18 protein-coding genes and 1 pseudogene are annotated in these 23,652 nt (G+C 73.0%); 12 read left to right on the top strand and 7 right to left on the bottom strand.

Annotation, left to right across the window (positions count from 1 at the left end; translation table 11 throughout):
• Nucleotides 1–12 precede the first annotated feature (12 nt).
• The 3 genes from AC07GB_RS09505 (at nucleotide 13) to AC07GB_RS09515 (ending at nucleotide 4,473) form a co-directional block, all read left to right on the top strand.
• On the top strand, nucleotides 13–1,818 hold the full coding sequence (locus AC07GB_RS09505; RefSeq protein ID WP_478843230.1) for an AMP-dependent synthetase/ligase: 1,806 nt from the start codon (nucleotides 13–15) through the stop codon (nucleotides 1,816–1,818).
• Nucleotides 1,819–2,003: 185 nt separating this feature from the next.
• Nucleotides 2,004–3,473 carry an amino acid permease gene (locus AC07GB_RS09510; RefSeq protein WP_478843232.1) on the top strand — a complete coding sequence of 490 codons (1,470 nt, stop codon included), beginning with the start codon at nucleotides 2,004–2,006 and terminating at the stop codon, nucleotides 3,471–3,473.
• A gap of 124 nt (nucleotides 3,474–3,597) precedes the next feature.
• Nucleotides 3,598–4,473 carry an oxygenase MpaB family protein gene (locus tag AC07GB_RS09515; RefSeq protein WP_478843234.1) on the top strand — a complete coding sequence of 292 codons (876 nt, stop codon included), beginning with the start codon at nucleotides 3,598–3,600 and terminating at the stop codon, nucleotides 4,471–4,473.
• Between the two features lie 58 nt (nucleotides 4,474–4,531).
• Here AC07GB_RS09515 and AC07GB_RS09520 read toward each other — a convergent pair whose 3' ends face one another.
• Nucleotides 4,532–6,034 carry a M1 family metallopeptidase gene (locus AC07GB_RS09520; protein WP_478843236.1) on the bottom strand — a complete coding sequence of 501 codons (1,503 nt, stop codon included), beginning with the start codon at nucleotides 6,032–6,034 and terminating at the stop codon, nucleotides 4,532–4,534.
• Nucleotides 6,035–6,282: 248 nt separating this feature from the next.
• Between AC07GB_RS09520 and AC07GB_RS09525 the strand changes: the two genes are divergently transcribed.
• The 3 genes from AC07GB_RS09525 to AC07GB_RS09535 all read left to right on the top strand — a co-directional run bounded on the left by AC07GB_RS09525 (nucleotide 6,283) and on the right by AC07GB_RS09535 (nucleotide 11,383).
• Nucleotides 6,283–8,271: a Xaa-Pro dipeptidyl-peptidase gene (locus tag AC07GB_RS09525; RefSeq protein ID WP_478843238.1), complete on the top strand. Its 1,989-nt coding sequence runs from the start codon at nucleotides 6,283–6,285 to the stop codon at nucleotides 8,269–8,271.
• Nucleotides 8,268–9,551 carry a M14 family metallopeptidase gene (locus AC07GB_RS09530; protein WP_478843240.1) on the top strand — a complete coding sequence of 428 codons (1,284 nt, stop codon included), beginning with the start codon at nucleotides 8,268–8,270 and terminating at the stop codon, nucleotides 9,549–9,551. The genes AC07GB_RS09525 and AC07GB_RS09530 overlap by 4 nt, the downstream gene beginning before the upstream one ends.
• A gap of 140 nt (nucleotides 9,552–9,691) precedes the next feature.
• The gene (locus AC07GB_RS09535) at nucleotides 9,692–11,383 is read left to right on the top strand and encodes a BCCT family transporter (RefSeq protein WP_478843316.1); all 1,692 of its coding nucleotides are present in this window, start codon (nucleotides 9,692–9,694) and stop codon (nucleotides 11,381–11,383) included.
• Nucleotides 11,384–11,469: 86 nt separating this feature from the next.
• Here AC07GB_RS09535 and AC07GB_RS09540 read toward each other — a convergent pair whose 3' ends face one another.
• A complete protein-coding gene (locus AC07GB_RS09540; RefSeq protein WP_478843242.1) occupies nucleotides 11,470–12,447 on the bottom strand; it encodes an FAD-dependent oxidoreductase in 978 nt (325 codons plus the stop codon).
• 66 nt (nucleotides 12,448–12,513) lie between these two features.
• Between AC07GB_RS09540 and AC07GB_RS09545 the strand changes: the two genes are divergently transcribed.
• Nucleotides 12,514–13,533: an oxidoreductase gene (locus AC07GB_RS09545; protein ID WP_478843244.1), complete on the top strand. Its 1,020-nt coding sequence runs from the start codon at nucleotides 12,514–12,516 to the stop codon at nucleotides 13,531–13,533.
• 119 nt (nucleotides 13,534–13,652) lie between these two features.
• Nucleotides 13,653–15,299, top strand: coding sequence for an ABC-F family ATP-binding cassette domain-containing protein (locus AC07GB_RS09550; RefSeq protein ID WP_478843246.1), 1,647 nt, complete (start codon nucleotides 13,653–13,655; stop codon nucleotides 15,297–15,299).
• Nucleotides 15,300–15,360: 61 nt separating this feature from the next.
• Here the strand turns inward: AC07GB_RS09550 and AC07GB_RS09555 are convergent, their stop codons facing one another.
• The 3 genes and pseudogenes from AC07GB_RS09555 to AC07GB_RS09565 form a co-directional block, all read right to left on the bottom strand.
• Nucleotides 15,361–17,754 (bottom strand): Tex family protein, encoded by a 2,394-nt coding sequence (locus AC07GB_RS09555; RefSeq protein WP_478843248.1) that lies wholly within the window; start codon nucleotides 17,752–17,754, stop codon nucleotides 15,361–15,363.
• A gap of 115 nt (nucleotides 17,755–17,869) precedes the next feature.
• Nucleotides 17,870–17,986: pseudogene (locus AC07GB_RS09560) on the bottom strand (LPFR motif small protein); the annotation flags it as partial.
• Nucleotides 17,987–18,111: 125 nt separating this feature from the next.
• Nucleotides 18,112–19,017 carry an SCO6745 family protein gene (locus AC07GB_RS09565; RefSeq protein WP_478843250.1) on the bottom strand — a complete coding sequence of 302 codons (906 nt, stop codon included), beginning with the start codon at nucleotides 19,015–19,017 and terminating at the stop codon, nucleotides 18,112–18,114.
• 176 nt (nucleotides 19,018–19,193) lie between these two features.
• Here AC07GB_RS09565 and AC07GB_RS09570 point away from each other — a divergent pair, with 176 nt between their 5' ends.
• Together AC07GB_RS09570 and AC07GB_RS09575 are read left to right on the top strand one after the other, a co-directional pair.
• Nucleotides 19,194–20,192 carry a GlxA family transcriptional regulator gene (locus AC07GB_RS09570; protein WP_478843252.1) on the top strand — a complete coding sequence of 333 codons (999 nt, stop codon included), beginning with the start codon at nucleotides 19,194–19,196 and terminating at the stop codon, nucleotides 20,190–20,192.
• Nucleotides 20,183–20,824, top strand: a complete 642-nt coding sequence (locus AC07GB_RS09575; protein ID WP_478843254.1) for a DJ-1/PfpI family protein — start codon at nucleotides 20,183–20,185, stop codon at nucleotides 20,822–20,824. Before AC07GB_RS09570 ends, AC07GB_RS09575 begins: the two co-directional genes overlap by 10 nt.
• On the opposite strand, the gene AC07GB_RS09580 is transcribed toward AC07GB_RS09575, so the two are convergent.
• Nucleotides 20,805–21,578 carry an enoyl-CoA hydratase/isomerase family protein gene (locus tag AC07GB_RS09580; RefSeq protein WP_478843256.1) on the bottom strand — a complete coding sequence of 258 codons (774 nt, stop codon included), beginning with the start codon at nucleotides 21,576–21,578 and terminating at the stop codon, nucleotides 20,805–20,807. The genes AC07GB_RS09575 and AC07GB_RS09580 overlap by 20 nt on opposite strands.
• 74 nt (nucleotides 21,579–21,652) lie before the next feature.
• On the opposite strand from AC07GB_RS09580, the gene AC07GB_RS09585 reads away from it, so the two are divergent.
• Both AC07GB_RS09585 and AC07GB_RS09590 read left to right on the top strand, forming a co-directional pair.
• Complete coding sequence (locus AC07GB_RS09585) at nucleotides 21,653–22,351, top strand: HdeD family acid-resistance protein (RefSeq protein ID WP_478843258.1); 699 nt, start codon at nucleotides 21,653–21,655, stop codon at nucleotides 22,349–22,351.
• 178 nt (nucleotides 22,352–22,529) lie between these two features.
• Complete coding sequence (locus AC07GB_RS09590) at nucleotides 22,530–23,006, top strand: ATP-binding protein (RefSeq protein ID WP_478843318.1); 477 nt, start codon at nucleotides 22,530–22,532, stop codon at nucleotides 23,004–23,006.
• A gap of 43 nt (nucleotides 23,007–23,049) precedes the next feature.
• Here the strand turns inward: AC07GB_RS09590 and idi are convergent, their stop codons facing one another.
• The gene (gene idi / locus AC07GB_RS09595) at nucleotides 23,050–23,643 is read right to left on the bottom strand and encodes an isopentenyl-diphosphate Delta-isomerase (protein WP_478843260.1); all 594 of its coding nucleotides are present in this window, start codon (nucleotides 23,641–23,643) and stop codon (nucleotides 23,050–23,052) included.
• Nucleotides 23,644–23,652: the final 9 nt, after the last annotated feature.

Consider the following 23,652-nt stretch of genomic DNA (forward strand, 5'->3'; position numbering starts at 1 on the left):
GGAGGCGGTTCCATGACCAGAAGTCCGCGGCTTCCCGGAGACCCCGCCGAGCTGACGTTCCCCGCTCTGCTCCTGCGCAACGCCGAGGAGCATCCCGACCTGCCCGCCCTGTCCTGGCGCGCGGGACCGGGCTGGACGACGCTGACCTGGGCGGAGGTGCGGCACGAGGTCGCCGTCCTCGCCGCCGGGTACGCCGGCCTCGGCGTCCGCCGTGGCGAGCACGTCCTGATGATGATGGCCAACCGCCCCGAGCACTGGCTCACCGACCTCGCCCTGATGCACATCGGCGCCGTCCCCGTCACCGTGTACGGCACGTCGGCTCCCGAGCAGGTCGCCCACATCGCCCGGCACAGCCGCGCCCGCCTCGCCGTCGTCGAGGGCACGGGCGAGCTGGCCCGCTGGGAGCCCGCCCTCGCCGACGCCACCGTGCCCCTGGAGCGGCTCGTGGTCGTCGAGGAGGCCGCGGCGGGGGAGCACGGCACGTACGCGGCGCTGCGCGAGAGCGGCACCCGGGCGCACACGGCCGACGCCTTCGACAAGACCTGGCGCGAGGTCCGCCCCACCGATCCGCTCACCGTCGTCTACACCTCGGGCACCACCGGCGACCCCAAGGGCGTACGCCTGACCCACCGCGGGGTCATCCTGAACGGCATCGCCCTGGACGAGGCCATCGGCTTCCCGCCGTTCGCCGGACACCTCTGCTACCTGCCGTTCGCGCACATAGCGGAGCGTGTCCTCGGCATCTACCTGCCGCTGTACCGCGCCGCGCCTGTGCACCTGTGCGCGGACCCCGCCCAGCTCGCCGCCACCGCGTGCGAGCTGCGCCCGCGGCAGTTCTTCGGGGTCCCGCGCGTGTGGGAGAAGCTCGCCGCGTCGTTCCGGGCGGGCCTCGCCGCCCTGCCCGATGAGCGGCGGCGCGCCGTCGAGGCGGCGAACGAGACGGCTCGCGCGCACGTGGCCTGCCGCGAGCGCGGCGAGCGCCCGCCCGCCGGCCTCGACGCCGCCTTCCGCACGGCCAAGGCGGAGGTCCTCGACCCGCTGCTGCGGCGCGCCGGGCTCGACCGGGTGCTGTGGGCGGCGAGCGCGGCGGCCCCGATGCCGGAGGCCCTGGCCCGGTTCTGGGCGGGCTTCGGCCTGGTGGTCGTGGACGCCTGGGGCCTGACGGAGACCAGCGGCGTGGTCACGACCAACGGCCCGGAGACCTTCCGGCTCGGCTCGGTGGGCAAGCCGCTGCGCGGCATGGAGGTCCGCACCGCCGACGACGGCGAGATCCTGGTGCGCGGCCCCTACGTGTGCGAGGGCTATCTGCGGGCCGACGGCGGCGTCGACGACGTCCGCGACGCCGACGGCTGGTTCGCCACCGGCGACGTCGGGCGGATCGACGAGGACGGCTACCTGTGGATGACCGACCGCAAGAAGGAGCTGATCGTCACCTCCACCGGCAAGAACGTCGCGCCCTCCCTCGTGGAGAGCGCCCTCAAGGAGCACCCGCTCATCGGCCAGGCCCTGGTCCACGGCGACGGCCGCTCGTATCTGGTGGCGCTCCTCGTCCTCGACCCGGAGTCGGCCGCCGCCTGGGCGGCCGCGCGCGGCATCGAGGGCGACCCGGCCGCCAGCGCGGAGGTCCGGCGGGAGGTCGACCGCGCCGTCGAGGCGGCCAACGCGCGCCTGAACCGCACCGAGCAGGTCAAGCGCCACCTGCTGCTCACCGAGGAGTGGGGCCCCGCGACCGGTGAGCTGACCCCGTCGCTCAAGCTGCGCCGCCGGGTCATCAGGGAGAAGTACCGGAATCTCATCGAGAGCCTGTACACAACGTGACACGCGCCTGTACACACGGCTCTCACCATGTGAGAAGTACCGCTATGTGACGTGCGCCACCGCGTTATCCACGTTGCGTAAGGGAAGGTGTCGGGTCGGTCCGTGGTGCGTCAGGGGTGCCACGGACCGGAGCACATCCGGACCCCGGGAGCTGTTTTCCGGGCACCACAGAGTGGACCTTCCACGTGAGCAACGACGCCGTAGACACGGCCGCCGTGGACGCAGCGCGCGCCGCTGAGTCCCAGGCCCCCGCGGACGCCGGCGACGCCGGTTACAGCAAGGACCTCAAGGCCCGCCACGTCAACATGATCGCCATTGGTGGCGCGATCGGCACCGGTCTCTTCCTCGGGGCGGGCGGCCGCCTCCACTCGGCGGGCCCCGCGCTCGCCCTCGCCTACCTCGTGTGCGGCGTCATCGCGTTCTTCGTCGTACGGGCCCTGGGCGAGATGGTCCTGTACCGGCCCTCGTCCGGCTCCTTCGTCAGTTACGCGCGTGAGTTCCTCGGCGAGAAGGGCGCCTACGTCGCCGGCTGGATGTACTTCCTCAACTGGTCGACGACCTGCATCGCGGACATCACCGCGATCGCCCTGTACACGCACTACTGGAGCTTCTTCACCGACATCCCGCAGTGGGTGCTCGCGCTCGTCGCCCTCGCGGTCGTGCTCGCGGTGAACCTGATCTCGGTGAAGTACTTCGGCGAGATGGAGTTCTGGTTCGCGATCATCAAGGTCGCCGCGCTCGTGGCCTTCATGTTCATCGGCATCTTCCTGGTGTCCACCCAGCACGACGTCGGCGGCGAGACGCCGGGCCTGAACATGATCACCGACCACGGCGGCTTCCTGCCCAACGGCCTGATGCCGGTCGTGATCGTCCTCCAGGGCGTCGTCTTCGCGTACGCCTCCCTGGAGCTGGTCGGCGTCGCGGCGGGCGAGACCAAGGACCCGCACAAGGTCGTGCCGCGCGCCGTGAACTCGATCATGTGGCGCGTGGGCCTGTTCTACGTCGGCTCGGTCGTGCTGCTCGCGCTGCTGCTGCCCGGCTCGGTGTACTCGGCCGACGAGAGCCCCTTCGTCACGGTCCTGTCCAAGATCGGCGTCTCCGGCGCGGGCGACGTGATGAACTTCGTCGTCCTCACCGCCGCGATGTCCTCGCTGAACTCCGGCCTGTACTCCACCGGCCGCATCCTGCGCTCGATGGCGATGGCGGGCTCGGCCCCCAAGTTCACCGCGAAGATGAACCGCAACCAGGTCCCCTACGGCGGCATCCTGCTCACCGCGAGCATCGGTGTCCTCGGCGTCGGCCTGAACCGCGTGGTGCCGGACCAGGCGTTCGAGATCGTCCTGAACGTCGCCTCGCTCGGGATCATCGGCACCTGGATCAGCATCATGGTCTGCCACTTGGCATTCGTGAAGCGGGCCAAGGAGGGGCTGATCACCCGGCCGACGTTCCGGCTGCCCGGCAGCGGCGTCACGGAGTACGTCACCATCGCCTTCCTGCTCGCCGTGCTCGGCCTGATGTGGAAGGACGCGGAGGTCGGGCGCAAGACGCTCTTCCTGATCCCGATCGTCGCCGCCGCGCTGGTCGTGGGCTGGTACGGGATCAAGCGCAAGGCCGCGCGGGAGACCGACCGCGAGGCGGCCGACCTCACGAAGTAGGCACCTGCGACAGCGACGGCGGGCGGCACCCTCAGGGGCGCCGCCCGCCGTCGTGCGTCCGGCCGCCCCGCGCCCCTGCCCCCGCCCGGCGGCGCATACTGGAAGCCGGCCTTCAGGAGCGCGCATGACGGAGACGACGCCGAGGACCGGGCGCACGGCGGACGCGCCCGCCCCGCCGCCCGCGGGCGGGATCCTCTGGGACATCGCGGGCGACGCCCGCATGCTCCTCGCCCTCCCGGCCGCCATGGCCATGCAGGTGGCGCACCCCGCCGTCGGCGCGGGCGTCGACGAGCACTCCGTGTTCCGCACCGACCCCTGGGGCCGCGCCGAGCGCTCCCTGACGTCCCTCGCCCTGTGGGTCTACGGCGGCGACGAGGCGGCCGCCGAGGGCCGCCGCCTGCGCGAGCTGCACCGCACGATCGCGGGCACGGACACCCGCGGCCGCCGGTACCGCGCGCTCACGCCCGCGCACTACGCGTGGGTCCACGCCACCGGCTTTCCCGTCTACCGCCACGCGCAGCGCTGGCTGGGGCGGCCGTTCACACCCGCCCAGGAGCGGCAGCTGTACGCGGAGTGGCTCCAGGTCGGCCGCGTCCTCGGCCTGCGGGACCAGGACATGCCACCCACGGTCGAGGCCTTCTGGCCGTACTACCGCCGCGTGCTGGCCGACGAGCTTGAGGAGACCGAGGTGGTGCGCGACCTCGTCGCCGTCGACCGGCCCGTGCCGCCGCCGGACCGCGGCCCCTGGTGGCTCCGGGTGCCGCTGCGCCTGCTGTGGCCCGTGGTGTGGCCGCCCCTGGCCCGGCTGCGGCGGCTGCTCACCGTGGGCCTGATGCCGCCGGACGCGCGCGCGGCGATCGGCCTGCCGTGGACGCCCCGCCAGGAGCGGGCCCTGCGGCACGTGAGCCTCGCCGTCCGCCTCGTCGCCCCCCGCCTCCCGGAGCGGGCCCGCTATCTGCCCCGGGCCTACGAGGCCCGGGCCCGGCTGCGCCGCCGCTGACCGAGCCGTCCCGCCCGCCCTCGAAGGAGCGGCGGGACGGGAGACGTCCGCGGGTGGATCAGTGGTGGTCGTGCAGCGAGTTCGTGGCGGCGATCTTCTTCCAGGACTTCGGCTTCGCCGGCGCGTCCTTGGCCGCCGAGCGGACGAGGCCCGCCTTCTTCGCGGCCGGGGCGGCCGGCTTGCCGGCCTGGTACAGCCACGTGTCGAAGAGCGCCGACAGCGGCTTGCCGCTGGTCTTCTCCGCGTACGACACGAAGTCGCGCACGCTGGCGTTGCCGTACTGGCGCTCCGTGGGCCAGCCCTTGAGGATCTTGAAGAAGGTCTTGTCGCCGACCTTGTTGCGCAGCGCCTGGAGGGCGAGCGCGCCCCGGTCGTAGACAGCGCCGTGGAACTGGTTGTCCGGGCCCGGGTCACCCGGCTTGACCTGCCAGAACGGGTCCTCCGCGGGACGCGAGGCGTAGGTGTAGTCGGCCAGTTCCTGGGCGGTGCCCTCGCCTTCCTTCTCCGACCACAGCCACTGGCTGTAGCGGGCGAAGCCCTCGTTGACCCAGATGTCCTTCCAGTTCTCCACGGAGACGCTGTCGCCGTACCACTGGTGGGCCACCTCGTGCACCACGATGGAGACGTTGGAGCCGCCTGCGAAGGCCTTCGGGCTGTAGAACGGGCGGGTCTGGGTCTCCAGGGCGAAGCTGGTCGGCACGTTCGGGACGTAACCGCCGAGCGCGTTGAACGGGTACTTCCCGAAGACCTCCTCCAGCCACTCCGCGACCTCGGTGGTCCGCTCGACGCTGGCGCGCGAGGCACCCGCGTTGTCGCCGAGGTCCTTGCTGTAGGCGTTGAGGACGGGCAGGCCGCTCTCGGTCTTGTCCGTCGTGATGTCGAACTTGCCCACGGCGAGCGTCGCGAGGTACGGCGCCTGCGGCTTGTTGGAGCGCCAGTCGAAGCGGGTCCAGCCCAGGCGCGAGGTCTGCCGCTGGAGCACGCCGTTGGAGATGGCCTGCGTGCCGTCCGGCACGGACACCGACACGTCGAAGGTCGCCTTGTCGCGCGGGTGGTCGTTGGCGGGGAACCACCAGGCGGCCGACTCCGGCTCCTGGGCCGCGACACCGCCGTCGGGCGTGCGCTGCCACGCGGCGAAGCCATGGATCTTCACCTCGGACGGCTTGCCCGCGTACCGCACGACGATCGTCACGGAACTGCCCTTGGGCAGACCGGACTTCGGCGTGATCTCCAGCTCCTGCTCGCCCGAGCGCGTGAACGCCGCCTTCTTGCCGTTGACGCGCACCTCGCTCACCTTGAGGCCGAAGTCGAGGTTGAAGCGCGACAGGTCCTGTGTGGCGGTGGCGTTGAGGGTCGCCGTGCCCTCGATCAGGTCCGTCTTCGGCTGGTACTTCAGGCGCAGGTCGTAGTGCGAGACGTCATAACCGCCGTTGCCGGCGTCGGGGTAGTAGGAGTCGCCCACGCCGGGCGCCCCGGGCGTGAAGTCGGCAGCCGTCGCCGGGATCGCCAGGAGGAGGGAGGCGGCGAGCGCGCCCGGGGCGATGAGTCTGCTGCGGTGCACGGAAGTCTCCAAGTGATAGGCGGTGCTGGTGCTCTGGGCGAGGCGGCACCCCTGACCGGGAAGCCGCCCGCGCCGTTCAACTCACGATGCGATGGACCCTATTGAGCCCTGCGGTCCCCAGTCATGTCCATGGCCGCATATGTCACACGATCGCCATTCGGCTGACATGTGCCAAGACGTCCCACGCACCTTTCACCACCCCCTGCGGCCCCCTTTCCGGCCGCAGTTGACGCGTGTACCTTCCGGCCATGCCGATACGCGCGCGCATGCGCCTGCCGATGTGGAGAACGCTTCTGACGGCGGCACTCGCCGCCCTGCTCGCCACCCTCGGCGTTGTCGATCCGGGCGCCGCGCACACCGCGCCGCGCACCTCGACGGCGTACGACAAGGCCAAGGAGAGCAGACCCGTCCACTCCTACGCGGACGCGATACGCGAGTCCGTGTGGGTCGACACCCGGATCGACGGCGACGAGGACGGCGGGGCCGACCGCGTCGCCGTCGACATAGTCCGCCCCCGCGAACCCGCGCGGCACGGCCGCCGAATACCCGTGATCATGGACGCGAGCCCGTACTACGCCTGCTGCGGCCGCGGCAACGAGAGCCAGAAGAAGACCTACGACGCCGACGGCGACCCGGTGCAGTTCCCGCTCTACTACGACAACTACTTCGTCCCCCGCGGCTACGCCTACGTCGCCGTCGACCTCGCCGGAACGAACCGCTCCGACGGCTGCGTGGACGTCGGCGGCCGCTTTGACATCCAGTCCGCGAAGGCCGTCGTCGACTGGCTGAACGGCCGGGCCCGCGCCTACACCTCGCGCACCGGCTCCGAACGCGCCCGCGCCACCTGGAGCAACGGCCGCACCGGCATGATCGGCAAGAGCTACGACGGCACCATCGCCAACGGCGTCGCCGCGACCGGCGTCGAGGGCCTGGAGACCATCGTGCCGATCGGCGCCATCTCCTCCTGGTACGACTACTACTTCGCCAAGGGCGCCCCGCTCTTCAACAGCGGCCCCGACGGCCTGTCCCACGGCATCGAGAGCCCCGAGGCCCGCGCCCGCTGCGGCCATGTGCAGCAGCGCCTCGTCGAGGGCGCCCCGCGCAGCGGCGACTGGACCCCGCTGTGGACGGCCCGTGACTACGTCCCCGACGCCCACGAGGTGCGGGCCAGCGTGTTCGCCGTCCACGGCCTCCAGGACCTGAACGTGCGCATGAAGCACTTCGGCCAGTGGTGGGACGCCCTCGGCGACGCGGGCGTGCAGCGCAAGCTGTGGCTCAGCCAGGCCGGGCACGTCGACCCCTTCGACTTCCGCCGGGCCGACTGGGTGCGCACGCTGCACCGCTGGTTCGACCACGAACTCCTCGGCTACCGCAACGGCGTCGACCGCGAGCCCATGGCCGACATCGAGCGCGCCCCCGACCGGTGGACCACCGACCGCGTCTGGCCGCCCCGCGCCACCGACACCGTGACGCTCCGCCCCGCAAAGGGCACCGCCCCGGGCGTCGGCACGCTCGGCACGCGGCGCGGCAAGGGCATCGAGACCTTCACCGACGACCGGCGCCTCGGCGAGACCGACTGGGCGTCCGCCATCGACGTCCCCACGCCCGCCAAGGCGGGCTTCACCACCCGGCCGCTCGCCCGCGACCTGCGCCTGTCCGGCTCCTCCAAGGTGACCGTCACCGTCACCCCTTCGGCCCGCACCGCGCACCTGAGCGTCGTCCTCGTCGACGTCGGGCCCGACACCATCCGTGACTACGCGGCCGGCGGCGAAGGCATCACGACCCTGCCCACGCGCAGCTGCTGGGGCGCGAGCACCCCCGGCGACAGCGCCTGCTTCAAGGACACCGCGGCCCGCACCAAGGCCGTCGACTACACCGTCTTCAGCCGCGGCTGGGCCGACCTCGGCCACCACGCGGACGACCACCAGGGCCGCCCCCTCACCCCGGGCGAGCCCGTCACGATCACGCTCGACCTGGCCGCGAGCGACCACGCCGTGCCCAAGGGACACCGGCTCGCGCTGATCGTCGGCGGCACCGACCGGAACCTCATCACCGCGCCCGCCGACACCCCGACCCTCACCGTGGACCTCGCCCGCACCTTCGCCCGGTTGCCGCTCGTCGGCGGTGACAAGGCCCTCACGACCGCCCCGCACGCTACCGTTCCGCGCGAGTCCCGCCTCGACGGCGTGGCCCCCGCGCGTCCGCAGAACCCCCGACCGGGAGGCCGTACTTCATGACATCCCGCATCCGCGCGCTGACCCTGGCCTGCGCCTGTGCCGCCCTGACCGCACCGCTCGTGACGGGGCCCGCGCAGGCCGCCGACACCCCGCCGCGCACCGGCTTCGAACAGAGCGGCGGGGCCCGCTGGACCAGCCAGCCCGAGGAGCAGCGCCTCCTCGCCACCGTCGACAAGGCGAGCAGCCGGATCTCCGTCTCCCGCATCGGCACCACCGAGCAGGGCAGGCCGCTCCAGCTCGTCCGCGTCGGCGAGCGCCGCACCGCGTCCACCGTGCTCCTCGTGTGCAGCCAGCACGGTGACGAGCCGTCGGGGCGCGAGGCCTGCCTGAGCACGGTCCGCGACCTCGCGTACGCCAAGGACAAGAAGACGCGGCGGTTCCTGTCCCGCACCACGCTGCTCGTCGTGCCCACCGCCAACCCGGACGGCCGGGCCGCGAACACCCGCGGCAACTCCGACGGCGTCGACATCAACCGCGACCACATCGCCCTCAAAACCAAAGAGGGCCGCGCGCTCGCCGCCGTCATCCGCGACCGCACCCCGGACGCCATCTACGACCTGCACGAGTACGGCGCGACGCCCGAGTACTACGACAAGGACCTGTTCGACCTGTGGCCGCGCAACCTCAACACCGATGACGCGGTGCACCGGGAGGCCGAACGGCTCTCCCGCGACCACGTCCGGCCCGCCGCCACCGCCGACGGCTACACCACCGGCACCTACGGCATCTGGACCGACCCCGTCACCGGCGAGCCCGTCAAACAGGTCGCGGGCGACGGCCAGGAACGCATCCTGCGCAACGTCTCCGGCATCAAACACGCCGCGGGCCTGCTCATCGAAAGCCGCGTCGACCCCCTCACCGAGGAGGAGAAGAAGGACCCGGCCCACAACAACCGCCGCCGCGTGCACTCCCAACTCTCCGCCCTGAAGGGCCTCTTCCACTACGCCGACACGCACCGGTGGCGCCTGGAGGCCGCCACCACGGCCGCGCGCCTGAAGGGCCTTCGCGACCAAGGCCCCGTCTACCTGGGCGGCGCCGACAACGACCCGGCCGAGCCGAGCGAGATCATCCAGGATCCGGCCTGCGGCTACCGCCTCACCCCGGAGCAGTACGCCGACGTACGGGACGAACTCGACCTGCACGGCGTGACCGCGCGCCGCGACGGACACGGGGGCGCCCTGGTGCCGCTGCGCCAGTCCGCCCGCGCCCTCGTCCCGCTGCTGCTCGACGCCCGCGCGTCCTACCACCTCGTCACGGGGCGGCCCGACACCGACTGCTGAGCCCGGTGTGGGCAGGTCACATGTGGTAGGGGGTTAGCGGAGAGAAGAACAACCGACGAACAGTCAGCCGTGATCACTCCGCGAAAGGTGCACACGTGACGCAGGAATCCCAGAAGCCGGTCGCCGGAGGAGGCCCGCCGCTGTCCGTGGGGGGCCACTCCGGCGGCCGGTCCCCCCAGACCGACCGGGTGGTGTTCGGCGTCACCGCCGTGCTCACCCTCGCCTTCGTGGTGTGGGGCGCCACGGCCACGGACACCCTCGAAGACGTCTCGTCGAGCATGCTCGAAGGCCTGATCCACAACGGTGGCTGGGCCTTCATGCTGGCCGCGTCCGGCTTCGTGGTCTTCGCCCTGTGGCTCGCCGTCAGCCGCTACGGGAAGATCACCCTCGGCCGGGAGGGCGAGGAACCCGAGTTCCGCACCGTGTCCTGGGTCGCGATGATGTTCAGCGCGGGCATGGGCATCGGCCTGATGTTCTACGGAGTGAGCGAGCCGCTCGCCCACTTCACCACGCCGCCGCCCGGCACCCACCCCGACGACCAGGCCGCCGCCATGGAGACCTCCATGGCGACGACCCTGTTCCACTGGACGCTGCACCCCTGGGCGATCTACGCCGTCGTCGGCCTCGCCATCGCCTACAACACGTTCCGGCGGGGCAGGCGGCAGACCATCAGCTCCGTGTTCGTGCCGCTCATCGGCGAGAAGCACGCCCACGGCGCGTGGGGCCGCGTCATCGACATCCTCGCCATCTTCGCCACCCTCTTCGGCTCCGCCGCGTCCCTCGGCCTGGGCGCGCTCCAGATCGGCAGCGGATTCGAAGAGCTGGACTGGATGGACAACGCCGGCACCGGCCTGCTCGTCGCCATCATCGCCGTCCTGACGGTCGCGTTCGTGGCGTCCGCGGTCTCCGGCGTCGAGAAGGGCATCCAGTGGCTGTCGAACATCAACATGGTGCTCGCGCTGCTCCTGGTCGTCTTCGTGTTCATCGCGGGCCCCACCGTCATCATCCTGGACCTGGTGCCCACCTCCATCGGCTCCTACCTGGGCGACCTGCCGCAGCTCATCGGGCGCACCGAGGCGTCCAGCGGAGACGGCGTCTCGGACTGGCTGGGCAGCTGGACGGTCTTCTACTGGGCGTGGTGGATCTCCTGGACGCCGTTCGTCGGCATGTTCATCGCCCGCATCAGCCGTGGCCGTACGATCCGGCAGTTCGTCGGCGGCGTGATCCTGGTGCCCAGCACCGTCAGCCTGCTGTGGTTCGCCGTCTTCGGCGGCAGCGCCATAAAGGTCAAGGAGCGCGGCGGCCTCAAGGGCGACACCACCCCCGAGGCGCAGCTGTTCGGGCTGCTGCACGAGTACCCCATCGCCACCGCGACGAGCCTGCTCGTGATGATCCTCGTCGGCATCTTCTTCGTGTCCGGAGCGGATGCCGCGTCCATCGTCATGGGCACGCTCTCCCAGAAGGGCTCCCTCGAACCCGGCCGCCTCGTCGTCATCTTCTGGGGCGTGGTCACGGGCGCCGTCGCCGCCATCATGCTGCTCATCGGCGACGGCAAGGACAACGCGCTCACCGGCTTGCAGAACCTGACGATCCTGGTGGCCGCGCCCTTCGTCCTCGTGATGATCGGGATGTGCGTGGCGCTGATGAAGGACCTGCGCCACGACCCGCTCATCGTGCGCGGCGAACACGGCACGGAAGCCGTCGAGCGGGCCGTCCTCGCCGGACACGAGCAGTACGACGGGGACTTCGAGCTGCAGATCGGCCCGAGCGAGGGCACGGACGAGGCCGACAGCGGCGACGCCCCGTCGTCGCAGCCCGACCCCGCCCGCTGAGCGGCGGGCGCGCGGCCGGCCGCACCTCACGAAGCGCGAGGCGGCCGGGCCGCATGCGGCGGGCCCGGCCGGGGCGGCGGCCCCGGTCAGCCCGCCGCGGCGCCCTCCGCTTCCTCCAAAAGCTGCGCCGCCGCCCGCGCGCAGCCCCAGGCCACGGTGACACCGGCCCCGCCGTGCCCGTAGTTGTGCACCAGCGTCCGCCCGTCGTCCGTGCGCTCACGCTCCAGGCGCACGGCGGGCCTGGCGGGCCGCAGCCCCACCCGGTGGCCGATGATCCGCGCCCTGGCGATCTCCGGGCGCACCCGCGCACAGCGCGCCACGATCGCCTCCGCCACCGCCGGATCGGGCTCCAGGGACCACGAGCCGTCCTCGGCGGTCCCGCCGAGGACGAGGCCGCCCGGCTGCGGCAGGAAGTACGTCGTCTCGTCCGACGCGCTGTCCGCGGCCGTGAACCACGTCCGGATCCCCGGGTTCTCCACCAGGACAAGCTGCCCCCGTACCGGGCGCACCGAGTCGTCCGGCACCAGGCTCCGGGCGCCGAGCCCCGAGCAGTTGACGACGTGCCGCGCCCCGGCCAGCGGCTCGGCGAGCGAGGTGGCCGCCCTGACTTCGACGGACCCGCCCGCCGCCCGCAGCCGCTCGCGCAGCCACGCCAGATGCGCCGGCATGTCGATCAGCGGAAGGCACGCCCATAGACCGACGCCCGCGTATTCGTCGGCCGTCGCCGCCCGCAGCCCCGGCACCCGCTCCGCCCACGGGCCGAGCGTGTCCAGGCGGGTCTCGGCGTGTACGCCCTCGACCACGCGTACGCCCGTGCGCGCCGGGTCGGCCGCCAACTCCCGGTACCGCTCCAGGGATATGAGCGACCAGTCGCCGACGAGCCCCTCCGGCTCGATGCGGTACGGCCACCACAGGCCGCCCGCAACGGCCGAGGTCGTCCGCTCCGCGGGCTCCCGCGTCCACACCCGCACCCGGCGTCCGCGCTCCGCGAGCACCACCGCCGTGGTGAGCCCCGCGACGCCGCCGCCCACCACGATCACATCCGTGTCATCCCCATGCGTCATCCCCGAAACGTAGCGGAACCCGTCAAGGGGAGCGCGGAAGCCTCCGCAGGTGGGGATACTCACCTCATGTCTGCCGCGTACGCGACCTTCGGCCTGGCACCGGCGATGCGCGCCGGTGGAGTTCTCGCGAGCGGTGCCTACCAAGTGCACCGCGACTTCGTCGACTTCATCGTGAACGGACGCCCGCTGCTGTTCCAGCTCGCCGACCTCGACGCCGTCTCCCCGCTCGCGTCCGACATCCCCCCGGCGATCTTCACCGCGCATGTGCGCGGGCTCCTCCTGGAGGCGGACCCGCCGCTGCTCGACGGGCGGTACGTGATCTACGGCTGCCCCGAGTGCGAGGGCCTGGAGTGCGGCGCGGTCACGGCGGTCATCGAGCGCGCGGGGGAGGACGGCGAGGACTACGTATGGCGGGACTTCGCCTGGCAGACGTCCGACCACGCCGACCTGGAGCTGAACGGGTACCGCGGCATAGGACCGTTCCGCTTCCACGGAGGGGAGTACCGCGAGCAGCTCGGCCGCCTGCTCACCGGCGACGACCCGGGCGCCGTGCGGCGGCGTGTGCTCCTCGTCGGGGCGCGCGTCGCGCTGCTCGCGAAGCTCGCTGCGGCGCTGCGCACCATCGGCATCGGCGCGGAGATCACCGCGGACGCGGCGGGCGTACCGGCGGAGGAGCTGCGGACGTACGGCGCCGTGGCGTTCGGGCAGGCCGTGCCCGCGCGGGTGCGGGACTCCGTGCGCGAGGCCTTCGAGCGGGCCGGGGTCGACGTCGCGTACGTCGACGGGCTCGCGCCGATCGTGCCGCTGCTCGTCGCGCAGATCGAGTACGCCTTGGACCCGGGGCCCGTGGCGCAGCGGCGCCTGGCCCGGCTCGCGGTCACGGACGGGGCGGTGGTCGCGGAGGTCACGTCCCCGTGCCGGGTGCGCCTCACGGCCTACCGGGTGGGGCGGCTGCGCCGGGCCCGCGTCCAGGAGGTGTTCGACGAGGTCCTGGAGCCGGGGGAGCACCGCGTGCCCCTGCCGGGCGGCGCACCGTATGTGGTGGCGCGCACCGCCGACGCGGTCCTGGTGGCAGCGGCCCCTTGACCGCGTGGGCGCCCCAGCCCGACGGCACGACCGGCGGAGCGCCGACGAGGCAGAGCGGGCCAGCCCGCGGTGACGGGCGTTCGTCAAGCCTCGCGGCACCCGGTTAGGCTCGACCCCTGATGAATGCAACCCTCGTCGCCAAGCAACTCGCCGCCGGCCACGGCGACCGCTCCCTCTTCGAGGGACTGGACCTCGTCGTCGCCCCCGGCGACGTCATCGGCCTCGTCGGCGCGAACGGCGCGGGGAAGTCGACCCTGCTCCGCTTGCTCGCGGGCGCCGACGCCCCGGAGGCCGGCCGGATCACCCTGTCGCCGCCCGCGGCGATCGTCGGGCACCTGCCGCAGGAGCCGGACCGCCGTCCGGGCGAGACGATCCGCGCTTTCCTCTCCCGCCGCACCGGCGTCACCGCCGCCCAGCGGGCGATGGACGAGGCGACCGAGGGGCTCGTCGCGGGCGCGCCCGGCGCCGACGACGCGTACGCGACGAGCCTGGAGCGCTGGCTGGCCCTCGGCGGCGCCGACCTGGACGAGCGCGCGGAGGACGTCGCGCAGTCCCTCGGGCTCGCCGTGGGCCTCGACCAGGCGATGACCTCGCTGTCCGGCGGCCAGGCCGCCCGCGCGGGCCTGGCGTCCCTGCTGCTCTCCCGCTACGACGTCTTCCTGCTCGACGAGCCCACCAACGACCTGGACCTCGCGGGCCTGGAGCGCCTGGAGGAGTTCGTGCGCGGCCTTCGCGCGGGCACCGTGGTCGTCAGCCACGACCGCGAGTTCCTCTCCCGCACCGTCACCAAGGTCCTCGAACTCGACCTGGCGCAGCGGCAGATCAACCTCTACGGCGGTGGCTACGACGCCTATCTGGAGGAGCGCGAGGTCGCCCGCCGCCACGCCCGCGACGAGTACGAGGAGTACGCCGACAAGAAGGCCGCCCTCCAGGACCGGGCCCAGATGCAGCGGTCGTGGATGGACAAGGGCGTGAAGAACGCCCGCCGCAAGGCCACCGACAGCGACAAGATCGGCCGCAAGTTCCGCAGCGAGGCCAGCGAGAAGCAGGCCGCCAAGGCCCGCCAGACCCAGCGCATGCTGGAGCGCCTCGACACCGTCGAGGAGCCGCGCAAGGAGTGGCAGCTGCGCATGGAGATCGCCGCGGCCCCGCGCTCCGGCGCCGTGGTCGCCACGCTGCGCGACGCGGTGGTGCGCCGCGGCCCGTTCACGCTCGGCCCGGTGCACCTCCAGCTCGACTGGGCCGACCGCGTCGCCATCACCGGGGCGAACGGCTCGGGCAAGACGACGCTGCTGCGCGCCCTGCTCGGCCGCACCCCCGTGGACGAGGGGCACGCCGCGCTCGGCTCCGGCGTCGTGGTGGGCGAGGTCGACCAGGCGCGGGCCCTCTTCCACGGCGAGGAGACACTGCTCGACGCCTTTCGCGCGGCCGTGCCCGACACCGAGCCGGCCGACATCCGCACGCTCCTCGCGAAGTTCGGCCTCAAGGCCGAGCACGTGCTGCGCTCCGCGGCGACCCTCTCCCCGGGCGAACGCACCCGCGCCGCGCTCGCGCTGCTCCAGGGCCGGGGCGTGAACCTGCTGGTCCTGGACGAGCCGACGAACCACCTCGACCTGCCCGCCATCGAACAGCTGGAGTCCGCCCTCGACTCCTACGAGGGCACGCTGCTGCTCGTCACCCACGACCGCCGCATGCTCGACGCCGTCCACGTCACCCGCCGCCTGGAGGTAGCGGACGGCAAGGTGACGGAACGGGGCGCCCCGTAGGGGCGCGGGGAACTGCGCGACCAGCTACAGACGGCCCGCAGACACCCCACACGCGGAGCGCCTAGCGGCGCTTGGGGTCGACCAGCCCCGCCCGGCGCAGCGCCTCCGCCATGGCGTCGTTCGCAGGCGGCGGTCCCTGCCGAGGGGCGCCCCCCTTGGCGCGGCCACCCCGGTTCTGCTGCCCCCCGCGGGGCTGCTGCTGCGGCGGGCGCCCGCCACGCTCCCTGCGGCCCTCCCCCGGGGCGGAGCCCTTGGCGGGCTCGTCGTCCAGACGCAGCGTCAGCGAAACCCGCTTGCGCGGCACATCGACGTCCAGGACCTTCACCTTCACGATGTCGCCCGGCTTGACCACGTCCCGCGGGTCCTTGACGAAGGTCTTGGACATCGCGGAGACGTGCACCAGGCCGTCCTGGTGGACACCGACGTCGACGAAGGCGCCGAACGCCGCCACGTTCGTGACGACGCCCTCGAGGACCATCCCGGCGGACAGGTCGCCGAGCTTCTCGACGCCCTCCTTGAACGTGGCCGTCTTGAAGGCCGGTCGCGGGTCGCGGCCGGGCTTCTCCAGCTCCTTCAGGATGTCCGTGACAGTCGGCAGGCCGAAGACGTCGTCCACGAAAGCGGCGGGCTTCAAGGAGCGCAGCGCCGCCGTGTTGCCCACGAGGGACGGCACGTCCACGCCCGCCTCCTTCACCATCCGCCGCACCACCGGATACGCCTCGGGGTGCACGCTGGAGGCGTCCAGCGGGTCGTCGCCGCCGCGGATGCGCAGGAAGCCCGCGCACTGCTCGTACGCCTTCGGGCCGAGCCGCGCGACGTCCTTGAGGGCCTTGCGGTTGCGGAACGGGCCGTTGGCGTCGCGGTGCGCCACGATGTTCTCGGCGAGGCCGGAGCCGATGCCGGAGACGCGGGCGAGCAGCGGGGCGGAGGCCGTGTTCACATCCACGCCCACGCCGTTCACACAGTCCTCCACGACAGCGTCGAGGGAGCGGGACAGCTTCACCTCGGACAGGTCGTGCTGGTACTGCCCGACGCCGATGGACTTCGGGTCGATCTTCACCAGCTCGGCGAGCGGGTCCTGGAGGCGGCGCGCGATGGACACGGCGCCGCGCAGCGACACGTCCAGGTCGGGCAGCTCCTGGGAGGCGAAGGCGGAGGCGGAGTACACCGAGGCGCCCGCCTCGGAGACCATCACCTTGGTGAGCTTCAGCTCCGGGTGCTTGCCGATCAGCTCGGCCGCGAGCTTGTCGGTCTCCCGCGAGGCCGTGCCGTTGCCGATCGCGACCAGGTCGACCGCGTGCTCCTTCGCGAGCCGCGCGAGCTTGGCGAGGGACTCGTCCCACTTGTTCGCCGGGACGTGCGGGTAGATCGTGTCCGTCGCGACGACCTTGCCCGTCGCGTCCACGACGGCGACCTTCACGCCCGTACGGAAACCCGGGTCGAGGCCGAGCGTCGCGCGCGTGCCCGCCGGGGCGGCGAGCAGCAGGTCGCGCAGGTTCGACGCGAAGACGCGCACGGCCTCGTCCTCGGCGGCGGTGCGCAGGCGCAAGCGCAGGTCGATGCCCAGGTGCACCAGGATGCGGGTGCGCCAGGCCCAGCGGACCGTGTCCTTCAGCCACTTGTCGCCGGGCCGCCCGCGGTCGGCGATGCCGAAGCGCTGGGCCACCGCCGACTCGTACGAGGACGGGACGGCGGGCCCGTCCGGGACCTCCTCCGGCTCCAGGACGAGGTCCAGGACGTCCTCCTTCTCGCCGCGGAGCATGGCGAGGATCCGGTGCGAGGGCAGCTCCGTGAACGGCTCGGCGAAGTCGAAGTAGTCGGCGAACTTCGCGCCGGCCTCCTCCTTGCCCTCCCGCACCTTGGCGGCGAGGCGTCCGCGCACCCACATGCGCTCGCGCAGCTCGCCGATCAGGTCGGCGTCCTCGGAGAACCGCTCCGTGAGGATCGCCCGGGCGCCGTCGAGCGCGGCCTGTGCGTCCGCGACGCCCTTGTCGGCGTCGACGAACGCGGCGGCGGCCGCGAGCGGCTCCACGGACGGGTCCCCGAGCAGACCGTCGGCCAGCGGCTCAAGCCCCGCCTCACGGGCGATCTGCGCCTTGGTGCGCCGCTTGGGCTTGAACGGCAGGTAGATGTCCTCCAGGCGCGCCTTGGTGTCGGCCTCGCGGATGCGCGCCTCCAGCTCGTCGGTGAGCTTGCCCTGCTCGCGCACCGATTCGAGGACGGCGGCGCGCCGCTCCTCAAGCTCGCGCAGATAGCGCAGACGCTCCTCGAGCGTGCGCAGCTGCGCGTCGTCGAGCGACTCCGTCGCCTCCTTGCGGTAGCGCGCGATGAAGGGCACCGTCGACCCGCCGTCGAGCAGGTCGACGGCGGCCTTGACCTGCCGCTCCCGCACGCCGAGTTCCTCGGCGATCCTGCTTTCGATGGACGCTGGAGTCGACGTCTGCAAAGGTGCCACGTTCCGGTACCGCCTTCTCACTGAGGTTGCCCGGCAATTGTGGCAGGTGGCACGGACAGCGGGGCAGTCAGACCCGGCGGGTCCGCCCCGTCCGTCGCATGCCTCCTCCGCCACGGCGTCCGGAACGGGAGGCTCCGCCGAAGAGCCGGGCCAGTGCTCGGAACGGCAGCGTCACCACCGTCGCGAGCGCCCCACCTATCTGTCGCAGCACGTCCGCGATCGCACGGAACACGTGGATCTCCCTTCGGCACGCGGCCCGCAGCGGTCTGCGGGCCGGGAACGTACGGGTACCTCGTCAGGCGCGTACCATGCGCCGCACCGTGGTGCGGGATCAGGCGCGGGTCCCGGCCGGCTATCTCACGCCTTGCCGAGCAGGTCCGCGGGGAAGGCGCCCGCCCGCATCGCCGCCCCGGCGAAGGCGCCGCCTAGCTCCGTGAGCCGCTCGACCCCGGCCTCGCCCAAGTGCGCGTACGGGGCCCGGTCGAGGCGGTCGGTGCGCTCCTCCACCGCCTGCCGCAGCGCCACGCCCGCTTCCGTCAACTCGCCCTCGGCGTCCAGGACTCCGCGCGCCCGCAGCCGCTCCACGGCCCCGTCCCAGTCCTCCTGGGTCCAGCCGCGCGTGGCCAGGTTGCGCTTGGGCGTCATGCCCTTGCCGGTCGCGGTGTGGCTCACCAGGGCCTCCACGGCGTCGAGTTCGGCGTCCAGGAGGGCGGCCAGGTGCCCGTCGCCCCGGTGTTCGCGCAGCAGCGTCGCGGCGTGCCAGTACGCCAGATGCGGCTCCTCGGGCACGGGCAGGTCGGCGTGGGCCGCGTACAGCGGGCGCGCGCTGCGGTCGCAGGCCTCCGCGGCGCGCAGCGCGAGCCGCGCCGCCTCGGCCATCTCCGGCGACGCGACGGCCTCGTCGCCGAGCAGCCGCCGCAGCGTGGTGTCGACGGCGCGCAGGCGCGCCGCGAGGACGTCCTCGGGAGCGGCGGCGCGCCACACCGCGGGGACGTGCTGGGCGACGGTCTCGGGCCGGTAGCTGAAGAACGCCGCCGTCACGGTCCCGGCGCCGACCGCGCCCATCGCCGCCGCGCGCGCGGCGAAGTTGACGGCCCGGGGGTGCGTGATCCCCAGGGCGCCCAGCTCCTGCCCCAGGTCGGGGGAGAAATAGTGGGTGGAGTGCAGGGCGTTGAGCACGCTGTGACAGCGCCGGCCCGCGCGCGGGTGCGAGCCCGGGCCGGTCGCGGACGAGCTGGTGGGAGAGGCCGTGGGAGAGGTCATGCCCGTACGCTACCGACTGGTTGGTATGACGTGAAGGGCGGGCCCGTCGCCGCCGCGTGCGCGGTGCAGGGCGGGCCCGCGGCCTCCGCGCCCGCGGGCCGAGCAGGGCCCGGGTGGCAGGAAAGGTGGGCTCCCCGTCATTGCGGCCACCCCGCGCTGCCCCAAGAATCGAGGGCATGGCGCAGCGAACTGTCCTCGTCGTCCTCTTCGAGGGCGTACAGAGCCTCGACGTCACCGGCCCCGTGGAGGTCTTCGGCGGGGCCACCGGGCCCGACGGCACCCCCGCGTACCGGGTGCGTACCGCCTCCCTTGACGGCGCCCCCGTCCGCACCTCCAGCGGCCTCACCCTGGTCCCGGACCACACCCTGACGGACGCGCCCGCGCCGCACACCCTGCTCGTGCCCGGCGGCATCGGCACCCGCCCGGACACGCCCCGCCTCGTCGACTGGGTGCGCGCCCACGGCCCCCGCGCCGCGCGGCTCGTCTCGGTGTGCACCGGGGCGATCGTGCTCGCCCGCGCGGGCCTGCTCGACGGCCGCCGCGCCACGACCCACTGGGCGTACTGCGACAAGCTCGCCCGCGACCACCCGGCCGTGGAGGTGGAGCCGGACCCCATCTACGTACGCGACGGGTACGTGGCGACATCGGCGGGCGTCACGGCGGGCATCGACCTCGCGCTCGCCCTCGTCGAGGAGGACCTGGGCCGCGCCATGGCGCTCACCATCGCCCGGCACCTGGTCGTGTTCCTGCGCAGGCCCGGCAACCAGGCGCAGTTCAGCGCCCAGCTGGCCGCGCAGACCGCCCGCCGCGAGCCGCTGCGCGAGGTCCAGCAGTGGATCACCGAGCACCCCGACGCCGACCTCGGCGTCGAGAAGCTGGCCGCGCGCGCCCGGCTCTCACCGCGCCACTTCGCCCGCGCCTTCCAGGCCGAGACCGGCACGACGCCGGGCAAGTATGTCGACCGCGTGCGTGTCGAGCACGCGCGCCGGCTCCTGGAGGACACCACGCGCGGCGTGGAGGAGGTCTCCCGCGCCTGCGGCTACGGCACCCCCGAGGCGATGCGCCGCGCCTTCCTCAAGGCGCTCGGCACCCCTCCGGCCGAGTACCGCCGCCGTTTCCACGCGCCCCTGCCAGAGTCCCGCCCCCTCACCCACCAGGAGTCCGCATGCGGATAGCCATCGCCCTGTACGAGCGCTTCACCGCCCTGGACGCGATCGGTCCCTACCAGATGCTCGGCGGCATCCCGGACGCGGAGGTCGTCTTCGTGGCCGAGCGCGCCGGGACCGTGCGCGACGACAGCGGGCGGCTCGCCCTCGCCGTCGACAAGACCTTCGCCGAGGTCCCGGACCCGGACGTGCTCCTCGTCCCCGGCGGCCCCGGCCAGAGCGACCAGATGGAGAACGAGGCGCTCCTCGGCTGGCTGCGCACCGCCGACGCCACCAGCACCTGGACGACGTCCGTGTGCACCGGCTCCCTCGCACTCGCCGCCGCCGGACTCCTCAAGGGCCGCACCGCGACGTCCCACTGGCTCGCCCTCGGCGAACTGGAGAAGCTCGGCGTCCGCCCCTCGGAGGAGCGGGTGGTCTTCGACGGCAAGTACGTGACGGCCGCGGGGGTCTCCTCCGGCATCGACATGGGCCTCGCGCTCGTCGGCAGGATCGCCGGGGACGAGCAGGCCCGGACCGTCCAGCTCCTCACCGAGTACGACCCGCGGCCGCCCTACGACGCGGGCTCGCCGAAGACGGCGCCCGCCCACCTGGTCGAGATGTTCCGCGAGCGGTCCCGGTTCACGGACGCGCGGGCGTAACCGCGCCGTCCGGCACGGTCCAGGTGAAGCGCGGCTGCCTGCGCTCCAGGAAGGCGGCGACGCCCTCGGCGGTGTCGCCGCTGCCGCGCTCCTGGTCAGCCCAGTGGGCGTCCCGGTCGGTACGCCCCGCCGCGAACTCCTTGGCCGCCGCCTGCGTCAGGAGCGAGCGGGAGGCGAGGACACGCGTGAACTCCTTCACCCGCGCGTCCAGTCCACCGGCCGGCAGGACCTCGTCCGCCAGGCCCGTCCGCAGCGCCCGCGCCGCGCCGATCGGCTCGCCCGAGAACAGCAGGTACTTCGCCGTGGCCGGGCCCACGAGCGCGGCCAGGCGGCGCGTGGACGAGGCCGGGTAGACGATGCCCAGCTTCGCCGGGGTGACGGCGAACGACGCGCCCTCGTCCACGAACCGCAGGTCGCAGGCCGCCGCCAGCTGGCAGCCGCCGCCCACGCAGTGCCCGCGCACCGCCGCGAGTGTCGGCTTGGGAAAGGCGGCCAGGGCGTCCTCCGCGCGGACCGCGAGCTGCTGCGGCCGGCCCGGCTCGGCGCGCAGCGAGGAGATGTCGGCGCCCGCGCAGAAGGTGTCGCCCGCGCCGGTGAGGACGAGCGCCCGCACCGAGGGGTCCGCGGCAAGGGCGGCGAGGAGCGGCGGCAGCGCGCGCCACATGTCCGCCGTCATGGCGTTGCGCTTGGCCGGATGATCGATGACGACGGTGGCGACGCCGTCCGCGACGGCCTGCCTCAGCTGCGGCTCCATGCGCCGGATGCTATCCGCACCGTACGAACGTACGATCAAGAAGGGGCGGCTTCGCACAGCGGACGGAGGCGCTCATGTTCGGACGCGACAAGGCGCGCGCTGGGGCGCGCGATGCCACCGGCGACCTGGAAGGACCCGGCGGCGCGGACCCCAGGTCACTCAGCCGCAGCTTCGGCCTGCTGGCGCTGCTCGGCGCCGTCCTCGCCGTCGGCGGGCTGATCGGCCTGGTCTACGTGGGCGTCGCCACGCTCACCTCGATGCTCCTGTTCGGCTGGCTGCTGCTCGTCGGCGGCGTCGTGGCGCTGCTGCACGCGGTGCAGTCGCGCGGCACCAGCTTCTTCTGGCTCGGCGTGGTGGTCGCCGCGCTGAACCTCGCGGCGGGCGTCGTCGTCATCGCCAGGCCGGACGTGGCGGCCGAGGCGCTGACGATGTTCGCGGCGCTGCTGTTCCTCACCGGCGGGGTGTTCCGTCTGGTGGGCAGCCTCGTGGTGCGCGGCCCCCAGATGGCGGTGACGCTGCTGCAAGGCGCCTTCGGCGTCCTGCTCGGCGTGCTCGTGCTCGCCGAGTGGCCGAGCAGCAGCCAGTACGTCATCGGCTGCTTCTTCTCGCTCGCGCTGCTCTTCGACGGCCTCGGCCTGCTGGCCACGGGCATCGGCGCCCGGCGCATCATCAGCCTGGTGTCGGACCGCGCGGGGGCCGGAGGGACCACGGCGGCCGACGAAACCGGACCATCAGATTCCGGATGGCGGGACCCGGGAAGCCGTACAACCTGAAGAAACGGTGAAGACAGCACAAGGAGAGCAGGACCAGTCGCGCAACCGACGCCGCCATGCGGCCACGATCAATTCCCGTCGATACTCGCTGACTTCTGGTCAGTAGTGCGGTCCGGACCAGTGCGTTACCAACACTCGATGTGTGGTGACAATCGAGCGCGAGGGCGGCGACCGGGCGATGGGGAACGACGGGAGGGGGCCGGGCCCGCTCCCTCGGGGCAGCGGGCGCGTGCCGTACGAAGGGGTGTGGCGGTTCACCGCGCCCGCCGTCGACGCGTCCGTGCCCCAGGCGCGGCGCGCGGTGCGCGACCTGCTCGCGCGGCAGGGCGTACCGGCGCCGGACGACCTGGTGCAGGGCCTGCTGTTGATCGTCTCCGAGCTGGTCACCAACGCGGTGCGGCACGCGGCGCTGCTCTCGCCGACGCTCGCCGTGGAGGTCGCCGTCGGCGCCGAGTGGGTGCGGGTGTCCGTGGAGGACAACCACCCCTACCGCCCGACCGCCCTGGTGGCCGACCACGGCCAGACCGGCGGGCGCGGCCTGCTCCTGGTGCGGGAGATCACCCGCGAGGCGGGCGGCGCCTGCGACGTCGAGCACACGGCGAGCGGGGGCAAGGTCATCTGGGCGGCCCTGCCCCTGAAGCCGAACGGCGTCTAGGGCCGGTCCGCCGGACAGGCCCCGGCGGCGGGGAGCGGCGTGCCTACCAGCCCGCGCCCGGGCCCGTCAGCTCCCTGACGGCGGGCCGCGCCGCGTCCAGGACCGTCATGAACCACGCGGAGAACGGCCCCTTCGCGTGCCGCTCGGCCAGCTCGTCCGCCGTCACGAACGCCGTCTCGCCCACCTCGTCCGGGTCGGGGCGCAGCTCGGCCTGCACCATGCCGACGAACAGGTGGTTGTACTCCTGCTCCACCAGGCCGGAGTCCGGGTCCGGGTGGTTGTAGCGGACCGTGCCCGCCTCGGCGAGCAGCGACGGCGAGACGCCCAGCTCCTCGAAGGTGCGCCGGGCCGCCGCCGCGAACGGCGCCTCGCCGGGATACGGGTGCCCGCAGCAGGTGTTGGACCAGACGCCGGGGGAGTGGTACTTGCCGAGCGCCCGCTGCTGGAGCAGCAGCCGGCCCTGCTCGTCGAAGAGGAACACGGAGAACGCCCGGTGCAGCTGTCCGGGCGCCTGGTGGGCCGCCAGCTTCTCCGCCGTGCCGATGGTCCTGCCGTCCTCGTCGACGAGCTCGAGCATGATTGTCTCTCCGGTGCCGTTCGACGAGCTGTGCGCCGCGGTGGCAGGTGTGATCGGCATACCCATCCT

This window comes from Streptomyces sp. NPDC045778 (assembly GCF_056431945.1).

Bases quoted from the DNA above. Each gene is read 5' to 3' on its own strand.
- AC07GB_RS09505 (WP_478843230.1), top strand. From the start codon at position 13: ATGACCAGAAGTCCGCGGCTTCCCGGAGACCCCGCCGAGCTGACGTTC.
- AC07GB_RS09515 (WP_478843234.1), top strand. From the start codon at position 3,598: ATGACGGAGACGACGCCGAGGACCGGGCGCACGGCGGACGCGCCCGCC.
- AC07GB_RS09525 (WP_478843238.1), top strand. From the start codon at position 6,283: ATGCCGATACGCGCGCGCATGCGCCTGCCGATGTGGAGAACGCTTCTG.
- AC07GB_RS09530 (WP_478843240.1), top strand. From the start codon at position 8,268: ATGACATCCCGCATCCGCGCGCTGACCCTGGCCTGCGCCTGTGCCGCC.
- AC07GB_RS09540 (WP_478843242.1), bottom strand. From the start codon at position 12,447: ATGACGCATGGGGATGACACGGATGTGATCGTGGTGGGCGGCGGCGTC.
- AC07GB_RS09545 (WP_478843244.1), top strand. From the start codon at position 12,514: ATGTCTGCCGCGTACGCGACCTTCGGCCTGGCACCGGCGATGCGCGCC.
- AC07GB_RS09550 (WP_478843246.1), top strand. From the start codon at position 13,653: ATGAATGCAACCCTCGTCGCCAAGCAACTCGCCGCCGGCCACGGCGAC.
- AC07GB_RS09565 (WP_478843250.1), bottom strand. From the start codon at position 19,017: ATGACCTCTCCCACGGCCTCTCCCACCAGCTCGTCCGCGACCGGCCCG.
- AC07GB_RS09570 (WP_478843252.1), top strand. From the start codon at position 19,194: ATGGCGCAGCGAACTGTCCTCGTCGTCCTCTTCGAGGGCGTACAGAGC.
- AC07GB_RS09575 (WP_478843254.1), top strand. From the start codon at position 20,183: ATGCGGATAGCCATCGCCCTGTACGAGCGCTTCACCGCCCTGGACGCG.
- AC07GB_RS09580 (WP_478843256.1), bottom strand. From the start codon at position 21,578: ATGGAGCCGCAGCTGAGGCAGGCCGTCGCGGACGGCGTCGCCACCGTC.
- AC07GB_RS09585 (WP_478843258.1), top strand. From the start codon at position 21,653: ATGTTCGGACGCGACAAGGCGCGCGCTGGGGCGCGCGATGCCACCGGC.
- AC07GB_RS09590 (WP_478843318.1), top strand. From the start codon at position 22,530: ATGGGGAACGACGGGAGGGGGCCGGGCCCGCTCCCTCGGGGCAGCGGG.
- idi (WP_478843260.1), bottom strand. From the start codon at position 23,643: ATGCCGATCACACCTGCCACCGCGGCGCACAGCTCGTCGAACGGCACC.